The organism is Burkholderia sp. MR1-5-21 (assembly GCF_053427715.1).
Genome location: NZ_JBSAXD010000008.1, coordinates 1 through 24730, shown reverse-complemented (window position 1 = coordinate 24730; position 24730 = coordinate 1). Strand labels below are relative to the sequence as shown.

The following is a 24730-nucleotide window of genomic DNA, read 5'->3' as shown; positions in this document are numbered from 1 at the left end:
CATGCGCACCGCCATCACTGGCCGGCGCGGTCGATCAGGAACTGCGCGAGCAGCGGCACCGGACGGCCGGTCGCCCCCTTCGCCGCACCGCTCTTCCATGCGGTGCCCGCGATGTCGAGGTGCGCCCACGGATAGCTGTCGGTGAAGCGCGACAGGAAGCACGCGGCCGTCACGCTGCCGGCCGGACGCCCGCCGATGTTCGCGATGTCCGCGAAGTTCGACTTCAGCTGGTCCTGGTACTCGTCGTCGAGCGGCAGGCGCCAGGCCGGATCGTTCGCCTCGCGCGACGCGTCGAGCAGTTCGCCCGCGAGCGCGTCGTCCTTCGAGAACAGGCCGCTGTTGTGGTTGCCGAGCGCGATGATGCACGCGCCCGTCAGCGTCGCAACGTCGATCACCGCGGCCGGCTTGAAGCGCTCCGCGTAGGTCAGCGCGTCGCACAGGATCAGCCGGCCTTCGGCGTCGGTGTTCAGCACCTCGATCGTCAGCCCCTTCATGCTGGTGACGATGTCGCCCGGCTTCGTCGCGTTGCCGCCCGGCATGTTCTCGCAGGTCGGCACGATCGCGACGACGTTGATCTTCAGGCCCATCTCGGCGACCGCGCGCATCGTGCCGAGCACCGAGCCCGCGCCGCACATGTCGTACTTCATCTCGTCCATGCCCTCGCCCGGCTTCAGCGAGATGCCGCCCGTGTCGAACGTGATGCCCTTGCCGACCAGCACGACCGGCTTGGCCTTCACCGCGGCGCCCTGGTAGTGCAGCACGATGAACTGCGGCGGCTCGACCGACGCGCGCGCGACCGACAGGAACGAGCCCATCTTCAGCGCCTGGATCTGCTTCAGGCCGAGCACCTCGGCCTTCAGGCCCCAGTCCTTCGCGAGCTGCTTCGCGGTGTTCGCGAGGTAGGTCGGCGTGCAGACGTTGCCCGGCAGGTTGCCGAGATCGCGGGTCAGATCCATGCCGTTCGCGAGCGCGACGGCCTGCTTGACCGCGACCTTCGCGGCCTTCTCGTCCGCCGGGTCGACGCTGAACACAATGCGCTTGAGCGCATGCGACGCCGGCTCCGGCTTGCTCTTCAGCTGCGTGAAGCGGTAGGTCTCGTTGCGCAGCGCGAGAATCGCCGCGCGCACGCCCCAGTCCGAGCTGCGCTCGTCGACCGGCAGCTGGGCCAGCGTAAAGGTGACCTGAACGACCTTGGTCGCGAGCAGCGCGCGCCAAGCGGCGGTCACCGCGTCGTTGTAGGCTTTCTGGTTGAAAGCATCCTGCTTGCCGAGACCGACGAGCAGCACGCGCGACGCGCCGATGCCCTGCACCTCGTGCAGGAACAGCGTCTTGCCGCGCTTGCCGTCCATGTCGCCGGCCTTCACGATGCGCGAGATCAGTCCCTTGGTGGCCGTGTCGATGTCGAGCGCGGCGCCGGACAGCGTCTGCGCCTCGAAGATGCCGAGCACGATGCAGTCGGACTTCCCGGTCAGGAACCCCTTCGACTCGCCTTTGCTCCAATCACAGCCTTTTATGCTAAAGTCCATCGCGCTTGTCCTCGGATAAAATCTGGGCTAAGGATGAAAGCCGCAATTATCCGCTATTTTTCCCGTGGCGGCGCGAGCGCCGACCCACGCGGGCGTAGCGCCCCGCCCTCTTCTCATCAAGAATGATCTTCGAACGCTCCCTCCAGCGCGAGCTTGCGTATACGGCTGGCGCCGTGTTCATGGTGCTGCTCACGATCATGCTCACGACGATGATGATCCGCATCGTCGGCTATGCCGCGTCCGGCGAAATCGATCCGCGGGACGTGCTCGTGCTGATCGGCCTCACCGTGATCGGCTACCTCGCCGTGATGCTCGTCGTCACGCTGTTCGTGTCGATCCTGTTCGTGCTGACCCGGTGGTACCGGGACTCCGAAATGGTCGTCTGGCTCGCATCCGGCGTGAGCCTCACGCGCCTCATCAAGCCGATCGGCATGTTCGCGACGCCGATCATCCTGCTGATCGCGTTCTTCGCGTTCGTCGGCTGGCCGTGGTCGAACCAGCAGAGCAAGATGATCAAGGCGCGCTTCCAGCAGCGCGACGAGATCTCGCTGCTCGCGCCCGGCCAGTTCCGCGAATCGGCGACCAACCACCGCGTGTTCTTCATCGAGAAGATGACGCCGGACCAGTCGAAGGTGCAGAACGTGTTCGTGACGTCGACCGAGAACGGCAAGGTGAACGTCGTCGTGTCGCAGACGGGCCACACGGAGTCCAAGGACGGCGACCGCTTCGTCGTGCTCGAGAATGGCCGCCGCTACGATGGCACGCCCGGCCAGCCGAACTTCAAGATCATGGAGTTCGAGCGCTACGGCGTGAAGATCACGAGCAAGCCGGTCGTCAATGTGCCGACCACCAACAGCACGCCGACCCTCGAGCTGCTGCGCAACCCGACGCGCGACAACCTCGCCGAATTCGCGTGGCGCGCGGGCCTGCCGCTGATCGCGATCAACCTGCTCGTGCTCGGCATCCCGCTCGCGTACCAGAACCCGCGCCGCAGCCGCACGATCAACCTCGTGATGGCCGTGCTGATCTACCTGACCTACTCGAACCTGCTCAACGTCGTGCAGGCGCAGATCGAGCAGGGCAAGCTGTCGTTCGTCGTCGGCCTCGTCGGGCTGCACCTCATCGTCGCGGCGATCGTCGCAGTCATCTTCTGGCTGCGGGTGCGCAACCGCCCGCTGTTTACACGCGCGCTGTTCAGCCGCTCGACGGGAGCATGATCGATGCGGCTCTATGAAAAATACTTCGCGCGACAGATCTACATCGCGTTCGTCTTCATCCTGTTCGCGTTCTCGGGTCTGTTCTTCTTCTTCGACCTGATCAGCGAACTGAACTCGGTCGGGCACGGCAACTACAAGTTCGGCTACGCGGTGCTGCGCGTCGCGCTGCAGACGCCGTCGCGCTTTTACGAGATCATCCCGGTCGCCGCGCTGATCAGCGCGATCTACGTGTTCGCACAGATGGCCGCGAACTCGGAGTTCACGATCTTCCGCGTATCGGGCCTCGCGACCAACCAGGCGCTGCGCTCGTTGCTGAAGATCGGCATTCCGCTCGTGATCGTCACCTACCTGATCGGCGAGTTCGTCGGCCCGTACGCGGACCAGCTGTCCGAGCGCGTGCGGTTGCAGGCGCTCGGCGCGTCCGTGTCGTCGAACTTCCAGTCCGGCGTGTGGGTGAAGGACACGCTCGCGGCGCGAGACAACGGCGAGCAGCTCACGCGCTTCGTGAACGTCGGCAGCCTGTCGCCGGATTCGACGATCAGCAACGTGCGCATCTACGAATTCGATTCAAAATTCCAGCTGCAGAACGTGCGGATCGCGCAGACGGGCCGCTACGAGTCGCCCGGCCACTGGCTGCTGACGGCCGTGACCGAGACGGAGCTCACGCCGATCAAGCCGATCAGCGGCCAGCCCGCCGACGCGCTGAACCCCGTGTACCGGTCGCAGCAGGTCACGCTACCGGAATACCGGCTGCGTTCGGACCTGACGCCACAGATCCTGTCGGTGCTGCTCGTGTCGCCTGACCGGATGTCGATCATCAACCTGTTCCGCTACATCCAGCATCTGAAGGAAAACCAGCAGGACACGCAGCGTTATGACATCGCGCTCTGGCGCAAGCTGCTGTATCCGTTCGCGGTGTTCGTGATGCTGGTGCTGTCGCTGCCGTTCGCGTACCTGCATACGCGCGCGGGCGTGGTCGGCGTGAAGGTGTTCGGTGGCATCATGCTCGGCATGAGCTTCCAGCTCCTCAATACGCTGTTCTCGCATATCGGCACGCTGAACACGTGGCCCGCGCCGCTGACGGCGGCCACCCCCGGCCTGATCTACCTCGCGCTCGGGCTGTTCGCGCTCAAATGGGTCGACCGGCACTGAGCGCCGGCACGCGACGGAGAACCGCATGAGTTTGCACGGTATCGTCCTGTTCGGTCATGGCGCCCGCGATCCGCGCTGGGCGGAGCCGTTCGAGCGGCTCGCCGCGCGGCTGCGCGCCGCGCGCGGCGCCGATGCGCCGCCGGGATCCGTTTCGCTCGCGTTTCTCGAACTGATGACGCCGTCGCTCGATACCGCGGTCGCCGCGCAGGTGGCGGCCGGTTGCACGCGCATCACCGTGGTGCCGGTGTTCTTCGGCCAGGGCGGCCATATCCGCCGCGACCTGCCGCAGCTCGTCGATGCGTGCCGCGCCGCGCATCCGGGCGTCGAGATCCGCTGCACGACTGCCGTCGGCGAAGACGACGGCGTGCTCGACGCGATCGCGCGCTATTGCCTCGAGCAGTCGGGCGACGACGCGTAAGCGCAGCAAGCGCCACACAGAAAAAACGCTGGCCGATGCCAGCGTTTTTTCGTTTCGCTCAGGCCGCGTCGCGCAACGCGCCGCCCTGCTTCGCCTGCTTCCCGCGTTCGGCGAACGCGTCGCCGATCATCAGCAGGCTCGGCTCGGCCGGATCGAGCCACGCCTGTGCGGCGCCTGCCGCCATCTCGCCAAGCGTCAACGTCAGCGTGCGCTCGCGCGCGGTGCTGCATGCCTCGACGATCGCGACCGGCGTCGCGCTCGCGCGGCCCGCGTCGATCAGCTGCTGCGCAATGCCCGGCGCGCTGTCGCGGCCCATGTAGTAGACGATCGAATCGGCGCGCGCGGCTTCGCGGATCTCGTCGCTGCCTGGCGCACGGCTGTGCGTCGCGAACGCGACACTGCGTGCGACGCCGCGCAGCGTCAGCGAGCGCTTCAGCGTGGCCGCCCCGGCGAGCGCCGCGGTGATGCCCGGCACGATCTCGTAGTCGATGCCGGCCGCCTCGAGCGCGCGCATTTCCTCGTCCGCGCGGCCGAACAGCATCGGGTCGCCGCCCTTCAGCCGCACGACGCACGCATGCTCGCGCGCCGCGTCGACGATCTGCTTGTTGATGAAATGCTGCGCGCTCGAACGCTGCCCGCAGCGCTTGCCGACCGCGATCCTGCGCGCATTCGGCGCATAGTCGAGCATCGCCGGCTCGACGAGCGCGTCGTGCAGCACGACGTCGGCCTGCGCGAGCAGGCGCGCGCCGCGCACCGTGATGAGGTCCGCCGCGCCCGGCCCTGCTCCGATCAGATACACCTTGCCCATGTTGGTCGCTTCCCTGCGAACGCCGGCATCGGTCCGCGCCGCACGAAGCGGCGCGGTTCGCCGCGCCGTTTCCCGCGCGGTTCCCTGATTACGCCGAGAACGCCCGGATCATCCCTGCGGCGACCGTATGATGCGTCGCCTCGTCGATCAGCACGAACGCACCCGTGCCCGGATGCGCGTCGTACGTGTCGCAGACGATCGGCTTCTGCAGCGTCAGCGCAACGCGGCCGATGTCGTTCATCTTCAGGTCGTGGCGGTCGGTCGCATGCGACAGCGTGTGCACGTCGAGCACCTGCTTGACCGCGCCGACCTTCGCGAACACCGTGCTCGTGGTCTGCTTCAGCAGGTACTTGCGCTGCGGCGACAGCGGCGTTTCGTCGAACCAGCACAGATCGGCCTCGAGCTTCTTCGCCGGCTCGACCGGCTCGCCCGTCGCGACGAACACGTCGCCGCGCGACACGTCGACGTCTTCCGCGAGGCGGATCGTCACCGTCTGGCCCGCGTACGCCCGTTCGACGGCCGCGGTACCGCCCGGCACCGGCGCGATGATCTCGGCGACCGTCGCGGCGCGGTTCGACGGCAGCACGGTGATTTCGTCGCCGACCTTCACTTCGCCCGCCTCGATGCGGCCCATGTAGCCGCGGAAATCGTCGGCCGAGCTGCCGTCCTGGCGTGCGACCCACTGCACCGGGAAGCGCAGCGCGTCATGCGCCTGCGTCTCGACGGGCAGCGTCTCGAGCACGTCGAGCAGCGGCTCGCCCGCGTACCACGGCATGCGCTCGCTCGCGCCGACGATGTTGTCGCCCTTGAGCGCCGACACCGGCACGAAGCGCACGTCGGCGAGGCCGAGCTGCTTCGCGAGCGCGACGTACGCGTCGCGGATCTCGTTGAAGCGCGCTTCGCTGTAGTCGACGAGGTCCATCTTGTTGATCGCGACGATCACGTGCTGCAGCGCGAGCAGCTTGACGATCGCGCTGTGGCGCTTCGTCTGCGGCAGCAGTTCCGCGACGCCGTTCTCGACCGTCACGCGCGTCGCGTCGATCAGGATGATCGCCGCGTGCGCGGTCGACGCGCCCGTCACCATGTTGCGCGTGTACTGCTCGTGGCCCGGCGTGTCGGCGATGATGAACTTGCGCTTGGCGGTCGCGAAGTAGCGGTAGGCGACGTCGATCGTGATGCCCTGCTCGCGCTCGGCTTCCAGCCCGTCGGTCAGCAGCGCGAGGTCGAGCTCGTCGCCGACCGTGCGCTTGTTCTTCGCGCGCGACAGCGCGGACAGCTGGTCGGACAGCACGGCCTTGCTGTCATACAGCAGGCGGCCGATCAGCGTGCTCTTGCCGTCGTCGACGCTGCCTGCGGTGATGAAGCGCAGCACGCCGAGGTCTTCGTTGTTCTCGATGATGCTCATGATGTGAATGTCCTCGTGTGCTTCAGAAATAACCTTGCTTCTTGCGCTGTTCCATCGCGGCTTCGGAGGTCTGGTCGTCCATCCGGGTCGCGCCGCGCTCGGTGATCTCGGTCACCGCCGTCTCGGCGATGATCTTCTCGACGTCGTCCGCGTCGCTCTCGACCGGGCACGTGCAGCTGATGTCGCCGACCGTGCGGAAGCGCACCTGAGCGACCTCGCTCGTCTCGCCCTCGCGCATCGGCGTGAGCGGCGTGACCGGCACGAGCAGCCCGTTGCGGCGCACGATCTCGCGCTCGTGCGCGTAGTAGATCGACGGCAGTTCGAGGTTCTCGCGGGCGATGTACTGCCACACGTCGAGCTCGGTCCAGTTCGAGATCGGGAACACGCGCAGGTGCTCGCCCTTGTGCAGGCGCGCGTTGTAGAGGCTCCACAGTTCCGGCCGCTGCGCCTTCGGGTCCCACTGGCCGAACTCGTCGCGGAACGAGAAGATGCGCTCCTTCGCACGCGCCTTCTCCTCGTCGCGGCGCGCGCCGCCGATCATCGCGGTGTAGCCGTGCTGCTCGATCGTCTCGAGCAGCGTGACGGCCTGCGCGGCGTTGCGCGAATCGGTCTCGCGGCGCAGCACGACGGTGCCGCGCTTGATCGAATCCTCGACGTGGCCGACGATCAGCTCGGCGCCGATCTCCTTCGCGCGGCGGTCGCGGAAGTCGATCACTTCGTCGTAGTTGTGGCCCGTGTCGATGTGCACGAGCGGGAACGGCAGCGAGGTCTTGCGGTTCGCGCCGAGGCCGAACGCCTTCAGTGCGAGATGCAGCACGACGACCGAATCCTTGCCGCCCGAGAACAGCAGCGCCGGCTTGCTGCACTCGGCCACGAGTTCGCGCAGGATGTGGATCGACTCGGCTTCGAGCCAGTCGAGGTGGCCCATGCGGCTGTCGGCGCCGGTGGGCGGGGCAAAGGCGGATTGCTCGAGCGTCGTGCTCATGATTTCAGTCCTTCTCTTCTGGGTTCGTGCCGCCCGCTTTCGCAGGCGGCGCATGTTCGGTCTTGTGTCGGTCGTTCAGTGCGTCGCGCCGGCTTCGGCCGTCGCGGGAATCGGCGTGATCGAGATGTGCAGCCCGCATTCCTTCGAATCGCGCGATTCCCACCACCAGCGGCCCGCCCGGCTGTCCTCGCCGGGACGGATCGCGCGCGTGCACGGCTCGCAGCCGATGCTCGGGTAGCCGCGCGCATGCAGCGGGTTGACCGGCACGTCGAACGCCTTCAGGTAGGCCCACACTTCTGCCTCGGTCCAGTCCGCGAGCGGATTGTACTTTGCGATCCCGCGCGCATCGTCGCGCTCCTCCTCGTGCAGCTCCGCACGCGTCACCGACTGCTCGCGGCGCTGGCCCGTGACCCACGCACCGACGTCGGCGAGCGCGCGGTTGAGCGGCTCGACCTTGCGGATGTGGCAGCACGCCTTGCGCAGCTCGACGCTCTCGTAGAACGCATTCAGCCCGTGCTCGGCAACGTACTGGTCGACCGCATCCTGCTGCGGGCGGAACTGCTCGATCTCGTAGCCGTAGCGCTCGCGCACGCGGTCGATCATGCCGACCGTCTCCGCGTGCAGGCGACCCGTGTTCAGCGAGAAGATGCCGATCGACACGCCCTTCGACAGGATCGCGTGCGTCACCAGCATGTCCTCGGCCGCGAGGCTGCTCGCGAACTTCACCTTCGGATGGCGCTCGGCGATCTGCGCGAGCAGCGCGTCGAGGCGCTCGACCTTCGCAGCGAGCTCCGGCGTCAGTGCGGTGGCGTCGGCGCTCATGCGTTCACCTTCGCGTCGGACGTCGCTGCGGCCGCGCCGCGGCGGCGGAACAGCGGCACCGGCTCGTCGAACGCGCCCTGGTAGCGCTGCGAGAATTCGCCGAATGCATTCAGCGCGTCGTGGATGTCCTTGTCCGCGCGCACGGCGAACGCGTCGAAGCCGCAGCGCGACATGTACAGCAGCTGGTCGCGCAGCACGTCGCCGATCGCGCGCAGCTCGCCCGTCCAGCCGTAGCGCTCGCGCAGCAGGCGCGCAATGCTGTAGCCGCGGCCGTCCGCGAAGCGCGGGAACTCGACGGCGATCAGCGAGATCGCGTCGAAGTCGGCGGAGAGATCCGCCGGCTCGCTGTCCGGCGCGAGCCACACGCCGAGTTCGCCCTTCGTCTTCGCGGCGACGAGCGCCGCGCGCTCCGCCTGCCACAGCACGAACGGCACCAGCACCTTGCCGGCCGGCAACGCGTCGACCGCGGGCAGCGCACCGTCTTCCGCCGCGCGCACGACCTGCCATGCATCGTCGATCACTGCGCGGTTCTTGATAATCGAAGCCATCTGCTAATTCCTTCTACCCGGTTGGTTACGCGTTCACAGCCTGGCGCGCCGCATACACGCGCTCCTTGAACGGCGCGATGCCGATGCGATCGTACGTGTCGACGAAGCGCTCGCCGTCGACGCGCGATTCGACGAACGTGTCGATCAGCTTCGCGATCACGTCCGGCACTTCCTCCGCGGAGAACGACGGCCCGATCACGCGGCCGAGGCGCGCGCCGTTGCGGCCCGTGCCCTGCTCGCCGCCGAGCGACACCTGGTACCACTCGGCACCGTCCTTGTCGACGCCGAGGATGCCGATGTTGCCGACGTGATGGTGGCCGCACGAGTTCATGCAACCGGAGATGTTCAGCGACAGGTCGCCGAGGTCGTACACGTAGTCCAGATCGTCGAAGCGCTGCTGGATCGCGAGCGCGATCGGAATCGACTTCGCGTTCGCGAGCGAGCAGAAGTCGCCGCCCGGGCACGCGATGATGTCGGTCAGCAGGCCGACGTTCGGCGTCGCGAAGCCGGCCGCCTTCGCCTTTTCCCACAGGGCGTACAGGTCGCGCTTCTTCACGTTCGCGAGAATCAGGTTCTGCTCGTGCGACACGCGCAGTTCGCCGAACGAGTAGGTGTCGGCCCAGTCGGCAACCTGCTCCATCTGCGTATCGGTCGCATCGCCCGGCGCGACACGGTGGTTCTTCAGCGACAGCGTGACGGCCGCGTAGCCCGGCACCTTGTGCGGCGCGACGTTACGCTCGACCCAGCGCGCGAACGCCTTGCTGTCGAGCAGGTGCTGCTCGAACGACGCGTCGGTGTCCGCGAGCTTTTCGTAGACGGGCGGCTTGAAGCACTGCGACACGCGGTCGACTTCCGCCTGCGTGAGCGTCGACGGGCCGTCCTTCAGGTGCTGCCACTCTTCCTCGACCTGCTGCGCGAACTTCGCCGGCGACAGCGCCTTCACGAGGATCTTGATGCGGGCCTTGTACAGGTTGTCGCGGCGGCCGTAGCGGTTGTACACGCGCAGCACGGCTTCGCAGTAGGTCAGCAGGTGCTGCCACGGCAGGTCTTCCTTGATCACCGCGCCGACGATCGGTGTGCGGCCGAGGCCGCCGCCCGCGAGGATGCTCGCGACCACGTCGCCCTGCGCGTTCTTCTTCAGGTAGACGCCGAGGTCGTGGATCTGCACGGCCGCGCGGTCGTCCTTCGAGCCGGACACCGCGATCTTGAACTTGCGCGGCAGCCACGCGAATTCGGGATGGAACGTCGACCACTGGCGGAGGATTTCCGACCACGGACGCGGATCGATCTCCTCGTCCTGAGCGACGCCGGCGAACTGGTCGGCCGTGATGTTGCGGATGCAGTTGCCCGACGTCTGGATCGCGTGCATCTGCACCGACGCGAGCTTCGCGAGGATCTCGGGCGTCTCTTCCAGCTGGACCCAGTTGAACTGGATGTTCGAGCGGGTCGAGAAGTGGCCGTAGCCGCGGTCGTGCTCGCGCGCGATCCGGGCGAGCATCCGGAGCTGGTCGCTGCGCAGGTTGCCGTACGGAATCGCGATGCGGTGCATGTACGCGTGACGCTGCATGTACAGGCCGTTCTGCAGCCGCAGCGGGCGGAACTCGTCTTCGCTCAACTCGCCCGACAAGCGGCGGCGGACCTGGTCGCGGTACTGCGCGACGCGCTCGTCGACGATCGTCTGGTCGTATTGGTCGTACTGATACATTCGGGGACCCCAGGGTTTTCGTGGTGACCGCGCGACGTCCTAGCCACGTCGCGCCCGAATCTCCGTTCCGTCGCGCCCCCGGCGTTCCGCTGCCCGGTGGATTGCTAATGACGAAAACAGATATCCATATTTGAAAAACTCCGGTGAATCGTAATAAACTCGCCTTATATTTCAAACGACTAAAAAATTCTGTTGATATGCGGAAGGGTTATAAATGAACCTGCACCAATTTCGCTTCGTGCGCGAGGCCGTCCGGCAGAATTTCAACCTCACCGAGGCCGCCAAGGCGCTGTACACGTCGCAACCGGGGGTGTCGAAGGCGATCATCGAGCTGGAAGACGAGCTGGGCGTGGAGATCTTCACGCGGCACGGCAAGCGGGTGCGCTCGCTGACCGAGCCCGGCAGGATCATCCTCGCGTCCGTCGAGCGGATCCTCCAGGAGGTCGAGAGCCTTAAAAGGGTCGGAAAGGATTACGCGGCGCAGGACCAGGGCAACCTGACGATCGCCGCGACGCACACGCAGGCCCGCTACTCGCTGCCGGCCGCGATCGCCGAATTCAAGAAGCGCTTCCCGAAGGTGCACCTGTCGATCCTGCAGGGCAGCCCGACGCAGGTCGCCGAGATGGTGATCCACGACCAGGCCGACGTCGCGATCGCGACCGAAGCGATCGCCGACTACAAGGATCTCGTGTCGCTGCCCTGCTTCCAGTGGCACCACGCGGCCGTCGTGCCCGTCGATCACCCGCTGCTCGAGCGCAAGACGCCGACCCTCGACGATCTCGCTCAGTACCCGCTGATCACCTACGACGACGCGTTCGCGGGCCGCAAGAAGATCAACCACGCGTTCGCGCTGCGCGGGCTGTCGCCGGACATCGTGCTCGAGGCGATCGACGCCGACGTGATCAAGACCTACGTCGAGCTGGGGCTCGGGGTCGGAATCATGGCCGACATCGCATTCAACCCGGAGCGCGACCGCAACCTGCGGCTGATTCCGGTCGGCCATCTGTTCGGCAGCAACGTCACGCGCGTCGCGCTCAAGCAGGGCGCGTACCTGAGGAGCTATGTGTATACGCTCGTCGAGCTGCTGTCGCCGACGCTGAACCGCAAGCTGATCGAGCAGGCGCTCAAGGGCGAATCCGAATCGTACGAGCTTTAATTGGCGCCCCCAGACCTGTCGCTTCGCGCCAGGCCCCCCGAGGGGGTCAAGAAAACTTGGGGCGGCCCGGCGTTTTCTTGAAGCGACCTTGAAGCGACGTGTATAAAGACAGGGGCGCAAATCGCGCCCCTTTTTCTGTCCGACGGAGGACTCCGCATGACGCTTTCCGCCCTGCTGCGCGGCGCCGCCGGCGCCGCCCTCGTGCTGGCGTGCGCTGCCGCGCACGCGGACCTGAAGGTCGGCATCGACCTGTCGACGACCGGCCCGGCCGCCGCGATCGGCATCACGAGCAAGAATGCGATCCTGATGTGGCCTAAGACGATCGCCGGGCAGAACGTGCAGGTAACGCTGCTCGACGACGCGTCCGACCCGGGCGCGGCGGTGCGCAACATCAGGAAGCTCGTGTCCGAGGACCACGTCGACGTCGTGATCGGGCCGAACATCACGCCGGCCGCGCTCGCGGCGCTCGACGCGGTGGCCACCGCGCAAACGCCGATGATCACGCTGGTCGGCTCCGGCGCGATCGTCGAGCCGCAGGAAGGCGCGCGCACCTGGGCGTTCAAGATGGCGCAGAGCGACCGCGCGATGGCCGACGTGATGATCCGCTACATGGCGAACCACGGCGTGAAGACGGTCGGCTTCATCGGCTTTGCGGACAGCTACGGCGACAGTTGGCTGGGCGAGTTCACGCGCTTCGCCGACTTGCGCAAGATCCGCGTGGTGGCGGCCGAGCGCTTCAACCGCACCGACGCGAGCGTCACGGGCCAGGCGCTGAAGCTGATCGCGGCAAAGCCGGACGCGATCCTGATCGCCGGATCCGGCACGCCGGCCGTGCTGCCGCAGCGCACGCTGATCGAGCGCGGCTACAAGGGCCCGATCTACCAGACGCACGGAATCGCGACGCCGGAATTCATCAAGCTCGGCGGCAAGGACGTCGACGGGACGCTGTTCCCGACGCAGCCCGTCGTCGTCGCGCGCACGCTGCCGGCCGACCATCCGGCCCGCAGGGCCGCGCTCGCGTTCGTCGATGCGTACGAGGCGAAGTATGGTGCCGGCACCGTCACGCAGTTCGCGGGCGACGCGGCGGGCGTCTATCCGCGCCTCGCCGACGCGGTCGGCCGCGCGCTGAAGACCGCGCAGCCGGGCACGCCCGAATTCCGCAACGTGCTGCGGCGCGAACTGGAGCACGCGCACGAACTCGTCGTGCCGAACGGCGTCGTCAACACGAGCGACAAGGATCATGTCGGGCTCGACCAGCGCGCGAGCGTGATGGGCATCGTGAAACACGGCGCGTTCGTCTATCTCAGCCAGTGACCGGCGGCCGGGCTGCTTGCCCGGTGCCGCATTTTCAGCGATAATTTGCGTTTTCGCCGCGCGCAATCGCGTGCGCGGTCCGGAAAAGCCCAGGTGGTGAAATTGGTAGACGCAGGGGACTCAAAATCCCCCGCCGCAAGGCGTGCCGGTTCGATTCCGGCCCTGGGCACCATCAAATTCCTTCAAAGCCTTATCAGTCAAGGCTTCCCGGCCTTCAAGCGCGTCTTTCTGTGGTAACTTCTGCGGTAACTGCCGCGCTGCGACGCGACGCCTGGCCCCGCTCGCTTTCACCCTGAAGAACCCCGTCTGCGCGGGAGCACATGCCAATTCCGGCGCGCCATCCGCCGCAGCCTCCGGCACCACCAGGCAAGAAAACCGTCGAGATCAACCTCGAGAGCCCTGACGTTGGCCTCGCGGCGCACATGAGGCCCGATGAGAGAAGACCCAACGATGCCCAGAGATCACGGAGCGCTTCGCCCGCACGGGAAACCTCCCGCGTCGCCGGCACACCGATTCCTCGTCGCGGCCGCCACCGCATTGATCCTGGCCGTGCTGGGATGGGTGCTCGCCGGCGTCATCCAGCCTGCGTTGCGCCATACGATCGTCATTACGACGGGCGCCGACAACGGCATCTATCGCGGCTTTGCGGATCGCTACGCGGCGATCCTCAAGCGCGACGGCATCACGCTCGATATCCGCAGCTCGTCCGGCTCGGTCGAAAATTACGAGCGGTTGACGAAGCCCGACAGCGAGTACGAAGTGGGTTTCATTCAATCGGGCACGACGACGCCGAAAGAGACCGACCACCTGCAGACCATCGCCGCCGTCTCGTATGAGCCGATCTGGGTGTTCTATCGTGGCAACACGATCGTCGACCGGTTGTCGCAACTGCGCGGCAAACGGGTGGGCATAGGCGTGCCCGGCAGCGGACTGCTCAATGTCTCCCTTGTCTTGCTCGGCTATAGCGGCATCACAGGGAACAACACGACCCTGGAGGAAGTCGATGCAGCCACCGCATATCAGCGCCTCGAGCGGGGAGAGCTCGACGCCGCTTTTTTCATCGGCCGGCCCGACGCGCCGATGCAGCAAACCTTGCTGAACAGCGATCTGAAGCTGATGAGTTTCGCGCAGGCCGACGCGCTCGTGCAGAAGTTTCCATCCCTGTCCAGAATCGTCTATCCGCGCGGCTCGACCAGCATCGCCAACGATCGTCCGCAGGCAGACGTCACCCTGCTGGCCGCCACGGCGCTGCTCGTGGCAAAGGACACGCTGCATCCCGCCTTCGTCTATCTGCTGCTTGATGTCGCGAAGATGGTCCACGGCCGCGAGGACTACTTCACGCCGATCGGCACGTTCCCCAACCTGAACACCCAGGAATTTCCGATCGCGGACGAAAGCACGCGCTATTTCACGTCCGGCCGCCCCTTCCTGCAGCGCTACCTGCCGTTCTGGCTGGCCAGCTTCATCGAACGGCGCCTGCTCGTCCTGGTTCCTTTCGCAGCGTTGCTCCTGGGCCTGTTGCAGGCACTGCCGCGCATGGTGGAGGCGCATTTGAAAAAGCGGCTGCTGATCTGCTACGGGGAGCTCAAGCTGCTGGATGACGAAATCTGGGCCAACCGGCAGCCGACCCGCGACCAGATCGCGCGATGGAACCAGGAAATCGACAACATCGACGCGCACGCCAGCCAGATGCGGATGCCGAAGCGCTATTTTCAGGACCTTTACGCGCTCAAGCAGGCGATTGGCGTTGTAAGGGAGCGCATCTCGACTGAAATCAAGCACCCCTCCTCCTCCGCCACGACGCGGAACTGAAAGACAGTGACGTCCCAGGCGCTCACGCGCGTGCAGCGCAACGCACCGGCTTGCCCGCTTGTCCAAGCAACAGGCACGACACAACACGGAGGCGGCCTATGTCCCTGCGAGCAACTTCGAAACGAATCTGCGCGGGTGTGCTCGCATCCGCGCTCTGGTTCGCGCTGTCCGGCTGCGACCTCCTGACCCAGCCGCCCGTGCCGGACTGGCCGGGCCCGCACGCACCCTACCCGTTCCCGGACAACGTTCCGCATCGCACCGAATGAGCGCGCGCCGCACGCGCGTCCGGCATCACGCCGGTCCGCCGCCGCGCGCCCGCTCCGCCAGCGCGCCGCCCATCAGCGCTTCGAACCACTCGATGAACGCATTGAGCCGGCGCGACCGGTGCCGCCGGTGCGGATACACGGCCGACACGTCCATCGGCGCGGCCCGGTAGCCCGGCATCACCTCGACGAGCGCGCCGCTGTCGAGCAGGTGCTCGACGTCGAACCGGGGAATCTGGATCAGCCCCATCCCGGCAAGGCAGCTCGCGATGTAGGTCTCCGCGTTGTTGACGATCACGCGGCTCGGCAGCGTCAGCGCGTGCGTATTGCCGTTGGCGACGTATTCCCACGGCAGCTCGCGCCCGGTCGCCGGCGACGCATAGCCGACCGCCCAATGCCCGTGCGCCAGCGCATCCGGGTGATCCGGCAAGCCGTATTCGCGCAGGTAATCCGGGCTCGCGCAATTGATCAGCGGGAACCGGCCGAGCGGCCGTACAACCAGGCTGCTTTCCGCGAGACGCCCGACGCGGATCGCGCAATCGACGCCCTCCTGCACGAGATCGATCGATCGGTCGGACGAACCGAGCGACAGCTGCAGCTTCGGGTGACGGCGGAACAGCGCCGGCAGCGCGGGCACAATCACGCGCCGCGCGATCCGGCTCGGCACGTCGACGTTGAGCCGCCCGACTACTTCGCGGTCGCGGCCGCGGAACAGGCGATCGAGTTCGTCGGCTTCCGCGAGCAGACGCCGGCCGCGCTCGACCAGCAGCGCGCCGTCGGCAGTGAGCTGCACCTGCCGCGTCGTGCGGTGCAGAAGGCGCGTGCCGAGGCCCGTTTCGAGCTGCTGGACGGCCGCCGACACGGTCGCGCGCGGCACGTCAAGCGCATGCGCCGCCTTGATGAAGCTGCCCAGCTCGGCAACCTGCAGGAAGATTCTGACCTGATCCAGCTTGTCCATCGGCAACGACAGGGGTTCGTTCGGGCGACCGGACGCGTCCGCCACGGCAGGCGCGACGACCACGATACGATCCGGCGATCGATATGAAAAAGGCGCGCAGCCTTTACGCCCGCGCGCCCGTCCATTGTCCACGGAAACCGGCCATTGCGGTACGCGTCCCGCGCCCGGCAGCTTGCCTGGCCGCTTGTCTGGCCGCTTGTCTGGCCGCTTGTCTGGCCGCTTGCCTGGGGCCGCTTGCTTGGCCGCTTGCTTGGCCGCTTACTTGGTCGCTTACTTGGTCGCTTGCTTGGTCGCTTGCTTGGTCGCTTGCTTGGTCGCTTACTTGGTCGTATAGCCGCCGTTGATCAGGATCGTCTGGCCCGTGATCCACCAGCCGTCGGTCACGAGGTGGCGGATGAACGGCACGACGTCCTCGATGTCGGTCAGGCCCGTCTTGCTGAACGGCGACAGCGCGGCGGCAGTCTTGTGATACGCGACCGCATCGGCGCCTTCGGCCGGATAGAAGAACGGCGTGTCCATCGGGCCCGGCCCGACGGCCGTCACCGAGATCCCGCGCGCGCCGTACTCCTTCGCGGCCGCCCGCGTGAAGTGCTCGACCGGCGCCTTCGACCCTTCGTATGCCGCATAGAACGGCGTGAACGCGCCGAGCAGCGATGTCACGAGCGTGACGAGCTTGCCGTGATCCTCGAGATGCCGCCCCGCTTCCTTGATGAAAAAGAACGCCGATTTGCTGTTGACCGCGAACATGTCGTCGTACTCGGCCTCGCTGATCTCGGTGATCGGCTTCTTCAGCACCTTGCCGACCGTGTTGATCGCGATATCCACCTTGCCGAAACGCTGCTTCGCCGCGTCGAACAGCTGCTCGACCGCGCCGGCCGTCGTCAGGTCAGCCTGGAACGTCGCGGCGTCCGCGCCCGCCGCACGTACCGCGGCGGCCGTTTCCTCGGCCTGCGGCTGCGTCGCCGCGCTGTTGTAGTGAATCGCCACCGCCTTCGCGCCGTGGCTCGCCAGATCCCTCGCGATCAATCCGCCGAGGTTCTTCGCGCCGCCTGCGATCAGGACGACCTTGTCTGCGAGCGTATGAGTGGCCACGGTTGACTCCTTTCTCGTTGAACGAAATCCCGAGTGTAGGCACGTCCGTGGCGCCGGTCAGCCGGTCGCGGCTGGATGGATTGTCCAGGAAATCGTTCCAATCCGGCATGCGCAGCGCCGGACGCCCGGCCGCTCAGCGGGCGTGCCGTTCCGCGTCGATCTTGCCGAGCAGCCACTGCATCCCGGCCAGATGCTGCTGGTCGTGACTGCACAGGTAATGGACGAGCCCGCGCACGGTCACCCCGCCGTAGCCCTCGAACTCGCCGGTGCGGGCGAACTGCTCCGGCGTGAGACGCGACAGGCGCTCGAGCGTCTGCCGCCGTGCGTCGCGAAACGCGGCGAGCACGTCCGACGCATACGCGTCGTCGTAGCGCCGCTCGACCGCAAGCGTGTCGCCGTCGAGCGACACGAGCAGCGGGCGGTCCTCGTCGAGCATCCGGCGCAGTCGCACGTGATAGCCGTCGGTCTCGATGTCGCGCACGTGGCAGAGCTGCCCGAGCGGCGAGTAGTGTTCGCTCGGGATCCCGTCCCAGTCGCCGGGCGTCCAGCGCGCATAGCCGTCGGGCACCGCCGCGAAATGCGCTTCGAGCAGGCGGGGAAAATCGGCGAGCGCGTCGAGGGTCGTCGGGTTCATGCGGGGGCCTCCCAGTCGGATGGTCGGGAAACGGCGGTGGCGCGCGGCCATCGAGGACCGCCCGCCGCCGCCATCACTTCACGCTGAAGCGGTAGCTGCCTTGGGTGCGGTGCCCGTCCGCCGCGACGGCCACCCACTTCACGGTATAGGCGCCAGCGCCGATTGCGGACAGCGGCACCGCCATCTGCTTGCGCTTCGCCGCGTCGACGCTCGCCTTGCCGTCCGACACCGGCTTGCCGGCGCCGTCGACGACGACGATCGAACTGAACGCCGGCTCGAGCGTCTCGCTGAAGTCGATCGTGACGGCAGAGGGGGCGGCGGTCAGCGCCGCGTTCGCGGCCGGGTCGGTTTTCTCGGGCCGCGCGTGCGCGAATGCGGCCGACGAGACGGTCGCGGCGAGGGCGACGGCGGCGGCCTTGCGGCCGAGCGAGAGCAGATCGAAAGTCATGGATTGTCCGGGAAGAAAATCAGCGGATGCGCACGAAGCGTGCCCGTCCGAAACGTTCCGGCAGCTTACCAGCCGCATGCGCCGCCGTGACAGCGACCGTGTGCCGCTTGATAGAATGCGCGCGCTATGGATCTCGAAAGCATTCTCTTCTCCCAGGGCTTCGGCTCGCGCCGCCAGTGCCGCGGACTGATCGAGGCCGCGCGCGTCACGGTCGCCGGCGCAAGCTGCACCGACCCCGATGCCGACTTCGCTACCGACGCGCTCGTGTTCTCGGTCGACGACACCGCGTGGCCATTCCATGCGCACGCGTATCTGGCGCTCAACAAGCCGGCCGGCTACGAGTGCTCGCGCGATCCGCAGCACCACGCGAGCGTGTTCAGCCTGCTGCCGGCGCCATTCGCCGCCCGCGGCGTGCAGTGCGTCGGCCGCCTCGACCAGGACACGACGGGCCTGCTGCTGCTGTCCGACGACGGCCAGTTCGTTCATGCGTACACGTCGCCGAAGCGCAAGGTGCCGAAGACCTACGTCGCGACGGTGCGCCATCCGCTCGACGACGCGCAGCTGCACGCGCTGCGCACGGGCGTGCAGCTTCATGGCGAGCCGAAACCGATCGCCGCGGTGGCCGCCGACGCGCGCGACACGCACGTGCTCGCGCTGACCGTGCTCGAAGGCAAATACCATCAGGTGAAAAGAATGGTCGCAGCCGCCAGCAACCGCGTGGACGCGCTGCACCGCGAAAGCATCGGTGGCCTCACGCTGCCCGCCGACCTCGAACCGGGCGCATGGTGCTGGCTGAGCGACGCCGATCTCGCATCGCTGCGCGACACCGCCAAAACCCTGTAAGGGAAAATCCGCACGACCGTTCGGTAGTCGGCCGCGTGGCGGCCGCCCTATCCCCCGCTATACTCGAATTACAAGCTGTTACGAGCAGCGATGCAGGGGAGACATCATGCAAATCCACATTCTGACTGACGTGTCATACGTGATGCTCGCGTTCGCCGTGGCAGGTGCGCTCGCAATCGGCGGGCTGCTTGCGTACATGCGCGCGAAGCACAAATATCATCCGAACCTGATTGGCGCGCTGATCGGCGCGCTGCTGTGCTTCCTGCTGATCGAGGCACTACCGGCGCTGACCTGACGCGTTGCCGGGCCCGAGCGTTTGAAGGAATTCGTCTACGGTCGGATAGCGCAACGTCACGCACAATTCGCGCTTGAGGCGTGCGTTGGACAGGCGCCGCGACTCGCGCATGAACGACAGGAGCGTCGGTTCGAGCAGGCGCTCGGCGTCGGCGCGGCTCACGCGCGGCGGTGGCGGCAGGCCGAATGCGTGCGCGACCCGGTCGAAATACTCCCCCATTCGCAGTTCGCTGTCGTCCGACGCGTGCACCGCGCGCGACGGCCTGCCGCGCACTGCCGCGCGCCGCAGGATCGCCGCGAGGTCATCCGCGTGGATGTGGTTCGTGTAGACGTCGTCGGCCGGGTCGAGCGCCGGCGTGCCGCGCTCGAGGCGCGCGAGCGGCAGCCGGTTCACCGCATAGATGCCGGGAATGCGCACGATCCGCGCGGACAGCACGCCGCGCGCCGTCGCGGCGCGCAGTTGGCGCTCCGCCGATACACGGCGCACGGCGCGCGGATTCGCCGGACGCAGCGGGCGCGTCTCGTCGATGCGCGCACCGCCGCAATCGCCGTAAACGCCCGTCGTACTGGCGTAGACGAGCCGCGGCGCGCGAAGGCCGTCGGGTACAATACGCGCTGCCCGGACGGGCGCGCCGGCAGGCCGTGCCGCCGCGCGAACGCTGCGCAGCCTGCCATACGCCGGCTGAACCGGCGAGCGCCGCGCGGGCGCGGTCAGTGCCGCGACGAGCGCGCGCGTGCGCCGGTCCTCGCTGCCGTCGGACTGTGGCGGCGCGAGATGCAGGATCGTGCGGGCAAGGCCCGCGAGCCGGCCGAGCGTCCACGGGCGATCGAGGTCGCCGACGATCGGTGTCGCGCCCGCGGCGCGCAGTTCGTCACGCCGGGCCGGATGGCTCGTCAGCGCGACGATCCGCAGGTCGCCGCGCCGCGCGCGCCATTGCGCGATGCAGCGCAGGCCGACGTCGCCGCAGCCGACGATCAGTACGCGCGGCCGGCGCAGGATTCGTGTCGCGATCATGATGGTTGCGAAATCAGTAGCGGAAGCATTGTAGCTGCCGTGCGCAACTTGCACGGTCCCCACATTTTGTTCTAGTTGGTTCTATGGCATTCAACGTCACTCTCAAGCAAAGCGGCCGGCAGTTCCAGGTCGAGTCGGACGAAACCGTGCTGGCAGCCGCGCTGCGCCAGAACGTCCACCTGCCGTACGGCTGCAAGAACGGCGCGTGCGGCTCCTGCAAGGGCCAGATCGTGTCGGGCCAGATCGAGCAAGGCCCGCACGCCGCGTCGGCACTGTCCAACGACGAGCGTACCCGCGGCCTCGCGCTGCTGTGCTGCTCGAAGGCGCAATGCGATCTGGAGATCGACGTGCGCGAGATCGCCGGCGTCGACGGCGTGCAGGTCAAGAAGCTGCCGTGCCGCATCGCCGCGCTCGAGCGCAAGGCCGACGACGTGATGGTGCTGAAGCTGCAGTTGCCGGCCAACGAACGCCTGCAATACCTCGCGGGCCAGTACATCGAATTCATCCTGAAGGACGGGTCGCGCCGCAGCTACTCGATGGCGAACGCGCCGCACGAGGAAGGCCCGGTCGAACTTCACATCCGCCACATGCCGGGCGGCAAGTTCACCGACCATGTGTTCGGCGCGATGAAGGAGCGCGACATCCTGCGCTTCGAAGGCCCGCTCGGCACGTTCTTCCTGCGCGAGGATTCCGACAAGCCGATCGTGCTGCTCGCATCGGGCACCGGCTTCGCACCGATCAAGGCGATCATCGAGCACGTGAAGCACCGCGGCATCACGCGCCCGATGACGCTCTACTGGGGCGCGCGCCGCAAGAAGGACATCTACCTCGCCGAGCTCGCCGAGCAGTGGGCGAGCGAGATCCCGAACTTCAGGTTCGTGCCGGTCCTGTCCGAGCCGGACGACGCCGACGCGTGGACGGGCCGCACCGGCTTCGTCCATCGCGCGGTGATCGAGGACCTGCCCGACCTGTCGGCCTATCAGGTCTACGCGTGCGGCGCACCGGTGATGGTCGAGTCCGCGCAGCGCGACTTCACGCAGCACCACGGCCTGCCCGCTGACGAGTTCTACGCGGACTCGTTCACGAGCGCCGCCGATCTCGCGAATCCGGTCTGAGCCCGGTCGGCTTCCACGCCCCACCACCGCCGCCGCCGCCGCCGCCGCCGCGACACATTTGTTGCATCGCGGCGGTTTACAGCGGGGCGCGGGATACCGTATGCTTGCGCACATGAATAGCTTCCTGTCCACCCTTCGACGTCGCCGCTCGCCGCTCCGCCCGGATGCCGCCGGCTCGTCACGGACTCGCGCGTAACCCCCAACCCCGCTTCACCGGTTACGCACAAGCTGTTCGAACCACCCAGCCACGGCATGCCCCGTGGCTTTTTTATTGTCCTTTCCATTTGACCGTCCGCTGGAGTCTGCCGCCATGCCCCTGAACGACCATCCGATCGACTCGCTGATGTACATCACGAACCGCCCCGACATCGTGTTCACGCACGGCAAGGGCTCGTGGCTCTACGATCACACCGGCAAGCGCTATCTGGATTTCATCCAGGGCTGGGCAGTCAACAGCCTCGGGCACTGCAACGACGGTGTCGTCGAAGCGCTCAAGACGCAGGCGGAAAAGCTGCTGAACCCGTCGCCGGCGTTCTACAACGAACCGATGGCGAAGCTCGCGGGCCTGCTCACGCAGCACAGCGTGTTCGACAAGGTGTTCTTCACGAACAGCGGCGCCGAGGCGAACGAAGGCGCGATCAAGCTCGCGCGCAAGTGGGGCCGCAAGTTCAGGAACGGCGCGTACGAGATCATCACGTTCGACCACAGCTTCCACGGCCGCACGCTCGCGACGATGTCGGCGAGCGGCAAGCCGGGCTGGGACACGATCTACGCGCCGCAGGTGCCGGGCTTCCCGAAGGCCGAGCTGAACAACATCAACTCGGTCGAGAAGCTGATCAGCGACAAGACCGTCGCGGTGATGCTCGAGCCGATCCAGGGCGAAGGCGGCGTGATCCCGGCAACGCGTGAGTTCATGCGCGAACTGCGTGCACTGACGAAGCAGCACAACCTGCTGCTGATCGTCGACGAAGTGCAGAGCGGCTGCGGCCGCGCGGGTACGCTGTTCGCGTACGAACTCGCCGACATCGAGCCGGACATCATGACGCTCGGCAAGGGGATCGGCAGCGGCGTGCCGCTCGCGGCGCTGCTGTCGAAGGCCGACGTCGCGGTGTTCGAGGCCGGCGACCAGGGCGGCACCTACAACGGCAACCCGCTGATGACGGCGGCCGGCTACGCGGTGATCTCGCAGCTCGTCGCGCCTGGCTTCCTCGAAGGCGTGCGCGCCCGCGGCGAATACCTGAAGCGCAAGCTGCTCGAGCTGTCGGAAGAGCGCGGCTTCGAGGGCGAGCGCGGCGAGGGCCTGCTGCGCGCGCTGCTGCTCGGCAAGGACATCGGCCCGCAGATCGTCGAGAAGGCGCGCGACATGCAGCCGGATGGCCTGCTGCTCAACGCGGCGCGCCCGAACCTGCTGCGCTTCATGCCCGCGCTGAACGTGACCACCGAAGAGATCGACCAGATGATGGCGATGCTGCGGTCGGTGCTCGACACCCTCTGAGGAGAACCGCCCGATGGATGCCGCCGCCGATGATGTCGCGATCCGTCCGTTCGATCGCGCCGATACCGACGCCGTGCTTGCGGTCTGGCGCGACGCGTTCCCGCAGTACAACGAGGCGGCCGCACCGCCGCACCGCGATCCGCTGCGATCGATCGAGCTGAAGCTCGCGACGCAGCCCGAGCTGTTCTTCGTCGCGGTGTGCGGCGCGCGCGTCGTCGGCACGCTGATGGCGGGCTTCGACGGACATCGCGGCTGGCTGTATTCGTTTGGCGTCGCGAGCGACGCGCGCGGGCTCGGCGTCGGCCGCGCGCTGATCGCGCATGCGGAGGACGCGCTCGCCGCGCGCGGCTGCCTGAAGATCAATCTGCAGGTGCTGCCCGGCAACGACGAAGCGTGCCGGTTCTACGCAGCGCTCGGCTATCACGTCGAGGAACGCATCTCGTTCGGCAAGCTGCTGCCGGCAACGTGACGCCACCGCTTGCGCCGGCAGCGGCCGGCGTCAGTGCATGATCAGTGCGTGATCGGCTCCGCGCCCGGCAGCGGATTGCCGAGCGCATCGGTCGGCACCGCCTGCTGTTCGAACGCGGCGAAATACGCGGCCCATTGCGTATCGCTCACGCGGACGATCAGCGCGCCGTCCTGCCAGATATCGTTGTGGTCGTTGCTGTCGTCGCCCGCGCGATGCAGGAAGTGCGGACCCGACGACCCCTGGTTCATGTGCGTATCGTGGATGCCGTTGCCCTCGACGTACGTGCGGCCGAACACGACCACGTCGAGCCCTTGCGACTGCGCGGCGTCGACGAGCCGCAGCAGCGAAGGAATCGGCTCCGGGTGCCCGGTTCCGTCCATCACGTCGCTCGGGCGCCATGCGCCGGTCTCGTTCAGGATGTCGCTGCGCAGGAAATCGAGCGCGGGCAGCGCGGCAGTCCCGGTCAGGTCGGCGTACCCCTGCTGCGCGTTTGCGAGCGTCTGCGTGACGGGATGATGGAAGTCGTAGACGAGCTTGTAGTTCAGCAGGTCGTCCGCGTCGTTGGTGCCGACGTTGATCGCGACGTCCCAGTCGCCCGTCGGCAGCGCGAGCGTCAGGTGGATGTGATACTGAATCTCGCTGCCATGCGGCGACGCCTTCAGCCCCGCCACCGACTTGACCTTCGCCTTCACGAAACCGTAGTCCAGACTCATGCGTGTTCTCCGTGTGCCGATGGGCTGCTCATGCTACGCCGCGCGCGTGTCGGTTTGCGGACGGCCGGTTGCGGACGGCCGGTTGCGGACGGCCGGTTGCGGACCGCCGGTTGCGGACGGCCGGTTGGACGGCATGCTGCAGCCCCGCGCCGCGGGTGCGACGCGCTCGTCTGATGGAGTCACGCAAGCGCGCACAGTTCTGCGGCCATCGCGCAGCGCGAAAAAAAGGCTGTCACGGCACACCGTGACAGCCTTTCGAAAGCCCTTGCGCATCGCGTGCGGCCGCAGCCGCCCCGATACGCGGGGCCCGCTCATTGACTCACTCGTTCACTCACTCACCCAGATACGCGGCCCGCACCTTCGGATCGTCGAGCATCGTCTTGGCGTCGCCTTCCATCGTCACCGTGCCCGAGTCCATCACGTAGCCGCGGTCGGCCGCCTGCAGCGCGAGACGCGCGTTCTGCTCGACCAGCAGCACCGTGATGCCCTCGTTCGAGATCGTGCGCACCACTTCGAAGATCTT

At 67.1% G+C, this 24730-nt stretch carries 25 protein-coding genes, 1 tRNA gene and 1 pseudogene; 13 read left to right on the top strand and 14 right to left on the bottom strand.

Annotated features, from left to right (window positions below; genetic code table 11):
* Window positions 1–14: 14 nt before the first annotated feature.
* Entirely contained in the window at window positions 15–1526 is a 1512-nt protein-coding gene (locus ACV229_RS13050; protein ID WP_448083541.1) for a leucyl aminopeptidase, read from the bottom strand.
* 122 nt (window positions 1527–1648) lie between these two features.
* Between ACV229_RS13050 and lptF the strand changes: the two genes are divergently transcribed.
* The 3 genes from lptF to ACV229_RS13035 are packed head-to-tail and all read left to right on the top strand — an operon-like array spanning window position 1649 to window position 4313.
* Window positions 1649–2743, top strand: a complete 1095-nt coding sequence (lptF, locus tag ACV229_RS13045; protein ID WP_448083540.1) for an LPS export ABC transporter permease LptF — start codon at window positions 1649–1651, stop codon at window positions 2741–2743.
* A gap of 3 nt (window positions 2744–2746) precedes the next feature.
* Window positions 2747–3895, top strand: a complete 1149-nt coding sequence (lptG, locus tag ACV229_RS13040; RefSeq protein WP_448083539.1) for an LPS export ABC transporter permease LptG — start codon at window positions 2747–2749, stop codon at window positions 3893–3895.
* A gap of 25 nt (window positions 3896–3920) precedes the next feature.
* Window positions 3921–4313 (top strand): sirohydrochlorin chelatase, encoded by a 393-nt coding sequence (locus tag ACV229_RS13035; protein ID WP_448083538.1) that lies wholly within the window; start codon window positions 3921–3923, stop codon window positions 4311–4313.
* 58 nt (window positions 4314–4371) lie between these two features.
* On the opposite strand, the gene cobA is transcribed toward ACV229_RS13035, so the two are convergent.
* The 6 genes from cobA to ACV229_RS13005 form a co-directional block, all read right to left on the bottom strand.
* Window positions 4372–5121: a uroporphyrinogen-III C-methyltransferase gene (gene cobA / locus ACV229_RS13030; protein ID WP_448083537.1), complete on the bottom strand. Its 750-nt coding sequence runs from the start codon at window positions 5119–5121 to the stop codon at window positions 4372–4374.
* An 88-nt stretch (window positions 5122–5209) separates the two neighbouring features.
* Window positions 5210–6526, bottom strand: coding sequence for a sulfate adenylyltransferase subunit 1 (locus ACV229_RS13025; protein ID WP_448083536.1), 1317 nt, complete (start codon window positions 6524–6526; stop codon window positions 5210–5212).
* Between the two features lie 22 nt (window positions 6527–6548).
* The gene (cysD, locus tag ACV229_RS13020; protein ID WP_448083535.1) at window positions 6549–7511 is read right to left on the bottom strand and encodes a sulfate adenylyltransferase subunit CysD; all 963 of its coding nucleotides are present in this window, start codon (window positions 7509–7511) and stop codon (window positions 6549–6551) included.
* A 75-nt stretch (window positions 7512–7586) separates the two neighbouring features.
* Window positions 7587–8333, bottom strand: coding sequence for a phosphoadenylyl-sulfate reductase (locus ACV229_RS13015; protein WP_448083534.1), 747 nt, complete (start codon window positions 8331–8333; stop codon window positions 7587–7589).
* On the bottom strand, window positions 8330–8881 hold the full coding sequence (locus ACV229_RS13010; RefSeq protein ID WP_448083533.1) for a DUF934 domain-containing protein: 552 nt from the start codon (window positions 8879–8881) through the stop codon (window positions 8330–8332). Before ACV229_RS13010 ends, ACV229_RS13015 begins: the two co-directional genes overlap by 4 nt.
* A 25-nt stretch (window positions 8882–8906) precedes the next feature.
* Complete coding sequence (locus ACV229_RS13005; RefSeq protein ID WP_448083532.1) at window positions 8907–10586, bottom strand: nitrite/sulfite reductase; 1680 nt, start codon at window positions 10584–10586, stop codon at window positions 8907–8909.
* A 214-nt stretch (window positions 10587–10800) separates the two neighbouring features.
* Here ACV229_RS13005 and ACV229_RS13000 point away from each other — a divergent pair, with 214 nt between their 5' ends.
* The 5 genes from ACV229_RS13000 (at window position 10801) to ACV229_RS12980 (ending at window position 15134) form a co-directional block, all read left to right on the top strand.
* Window positions 10801–11742 carry a CysB family HTH-type transcriptional regulator gene (locus tag ACV229_RS13000; RefSeq protein WP_448077415.1) on the top strand — a complete coding sequence of 314 codons (942 nt, stop codon included), beginning with the start codon at window positions 10801–10803 and terminating at the stop codon, window positions 11740–11742.
* A gap of 156 nt (window positions 11743–11898) precedes the next feature.
* Window positions 11899–13056 (top strand): ABC transporter substrate-binding protein, encoded by a 1158-nt coding sequence (locus tag ACV229_RS12995; protein ID WP_448083531.1) that lies wholly within the window; start codon window positions 11899–11901, stop codon window positions 13054–13056.
* Between the two features lie 87 nt (window positions 13057–13143).
* Window positions 13144–13228 (top strand) — tRNA-Leu (locus ACV229_RS12990).
* 278 nt (window positions 13229–13506) lie between these two features.
* Window positions 13507–14868 (top strand): TAXI family TRAP transporter solute-binding subunit, encoded by a 1362-nt coding sequence (locus tag ACV229_RS12985; protein WP_448083530.1) that lies wholly within the window; start codon window positions 13507–13509, stop codon window positions 14866–14868.
* A gap of 98 nt (window positions 14869–14966) precedes the next feature.
* On the top strand, window positions 14967–15134 hold the full coding sequence (locus tag ACV229_RS12980; RefSeq protein ID WP_448083529.1) for a hypothetical protein: 168 nt from the start codon (window positions 14967–14969) through the stop codon (window positions 15132–15134).
* A gap of 25 nt (window positions 15135–15159) precedes the next feature.
* Here ACV229_RS12980 and ACV229_RS12975 read toward each other — a convergent pair whose 3' ends face one another.
* The 4 genes from ACV229_RS12975 to copC all read right to left on the bottom strand — a co-directional run bounded on the left by ACV229_RS12975 (window position 15160) and on the right by copC (window position 18263).
* Window positions 15160–16089 (bottom strand): LysR substrate-binding domain-containing protein, encoded by a 930-nt coding sequence (locus ACV229_RS12975; RefSeq protein ID WP_448083739.1) that lies wholly within the window; start codon window positions 16087–16089, stop codon window positions 15160–15162.
* A gap of 318 nt (window positions 16090–16407) precedes the next feature.
* A complete protein-coding gene (locus tag ACV229_RS12970) occupies window positions 16408–17181 on the bottom strand; it encodes an SDR family oxidoreductase (protein ID WP_448083528.1) in 774 nt (257 codons plus the stop codon).
* A gap of 133 nt (window positions 17182–17314) precedes the next feature.
* Entirely contained in the window at window positions 17315–17815 is a 501-nt protein-coding gene (locus ACV229_RS12965) for a DinB family protein (protein WP_448083527.1), read from the bottom strand.
* A 73-nt stretch (window positions 17816–17888) separates the two neighbouring features.
* Entirely contained in the window at window positions 17889–18263 is a 375-nt protein-coding gene (copC, locus tag ACV229_RS12960) for a copper homeostasis periplasmic binding protein CopC (RefSeq protein WP_448083526.1), read from the bottom strand.
* A 126-nt stretch (window positions 18264–18389) separates the two neighbouring features.
* Between copC and ACV229_RS12955 the strand changes: the two genes are divergently transcribed.
* Together ACV229_RS12955 and ACV229_RS12950 are read left to right on the top strand one after the other, a co-directional pair.
* Window positions 18390–19106, top strand: a complete 717-nt coding sequence (locus ACV229_RS12955; protein ID WP_448083525.1) for a pseudouridine synthase — start codon at window positions 18390–18392, stop codon at window positions 19104–19106.
* Between the two features lie 106 nt (window positions 19107–19212).
* Window positions 19213–19401 carry a hypothetical protein gene (locus ACV229_RS12950; RefSeq protein WP_448083524.1) on the top strand — a complete coding sequence of 63 codons (189 nt, stop codon included), beginning with the start codon at window positions 19213–19215 and terminating at the stop codon, window positions 19399–19401.
* Here ACV229_RS12950 and ACV229_RS12945 read toward each other — a convergent pair.
* Window positions 19384–20415, bottom strand: a complete 1032-nt coding sequence (locus ACV229_RS12945; protein WP_448083523.1) for an NAD-dependent epimerase/dehydratase family protein — start codon at window positions 20413–20415, stop codon at window positions 19384–19386. The genes ACV229_RS12950 and ACV229_RS12945 overlap by 18 nt on opposite strands.
* 83 nt (window positions 20416–20498) lie before the next feature.
* On the opposite strand from ACV229_RS12945, the gene ACV229_RS12940 reads away from it, so the two are divergent.
* The 3 genes from ACV229_RS12940 to ACV229_RS12930 all read left to right on the top strand — a co-directional run bounded on the left by ACV229_RS12940 (window position 20499) and on the right by ACV229_RS12930 (window position 23494).
* Window positions 20499–21530, top strand: coding sequence for a CDP-6-deoxy-delta-3,4-glucoseen reductase (locus ACV229_RS12940; RefSeq protein ID WP_448083522.1), 1032 nt, complete (start codon window positions 20499–20501; stop codon window positions 21528–21530).
* Window positions 21531–21840: 310 nt separating this feature from the next.
* The gene (locus ACV229_RS12935) at window positions 21841–23025 is read left to right on the top strand and encodes an acetylornithine transaminase (protein ID WP_448083521.1); all 1185 of its coding nucleotides are present in this window, start codon (window positions 21841–21843) and stop codon (window positions 23023–23025) included.
* A 13-nt stretch (window positions 23026–23038) separates the two neighbouring features.
* The gene (locus tag ACV229_RS12930) at window positions 23039–23494 is read left to right on the top strand and encodes a GNAT family acetyltransferase (RefSeq protein WP_448083520.1); all 456 of its coding nucleotides are present in this window, start codon (window positions 23039–23041) and stop codon (window positions 23492–23494) included.
* Window positions 23495–23535: 41 nt separating this feature from the next.
* On the opposite strand, the gene ACV229_RS12925 is transcribed toward ACV229_RS12930, so the two are convergent.
* On the bottom strand, window positions 23536–24207 hold the full coding sequence (locus tag ACV229_RS12925) for a DUF2278 family protein (RefSeq protein ID WP_448083519.1): 672 nt from the start codon (window positions 24205–24207) through the stop codon (window positions 23536–23538).
* A gap of 331 nt (window positions 24208–24538) precedes the next feature.
* Window positions 24539–24730, bottom strand: a pseudogene (locus ACV229_RS12920) (ABC transporter ATP-binding protein); the annotation flags it as partial.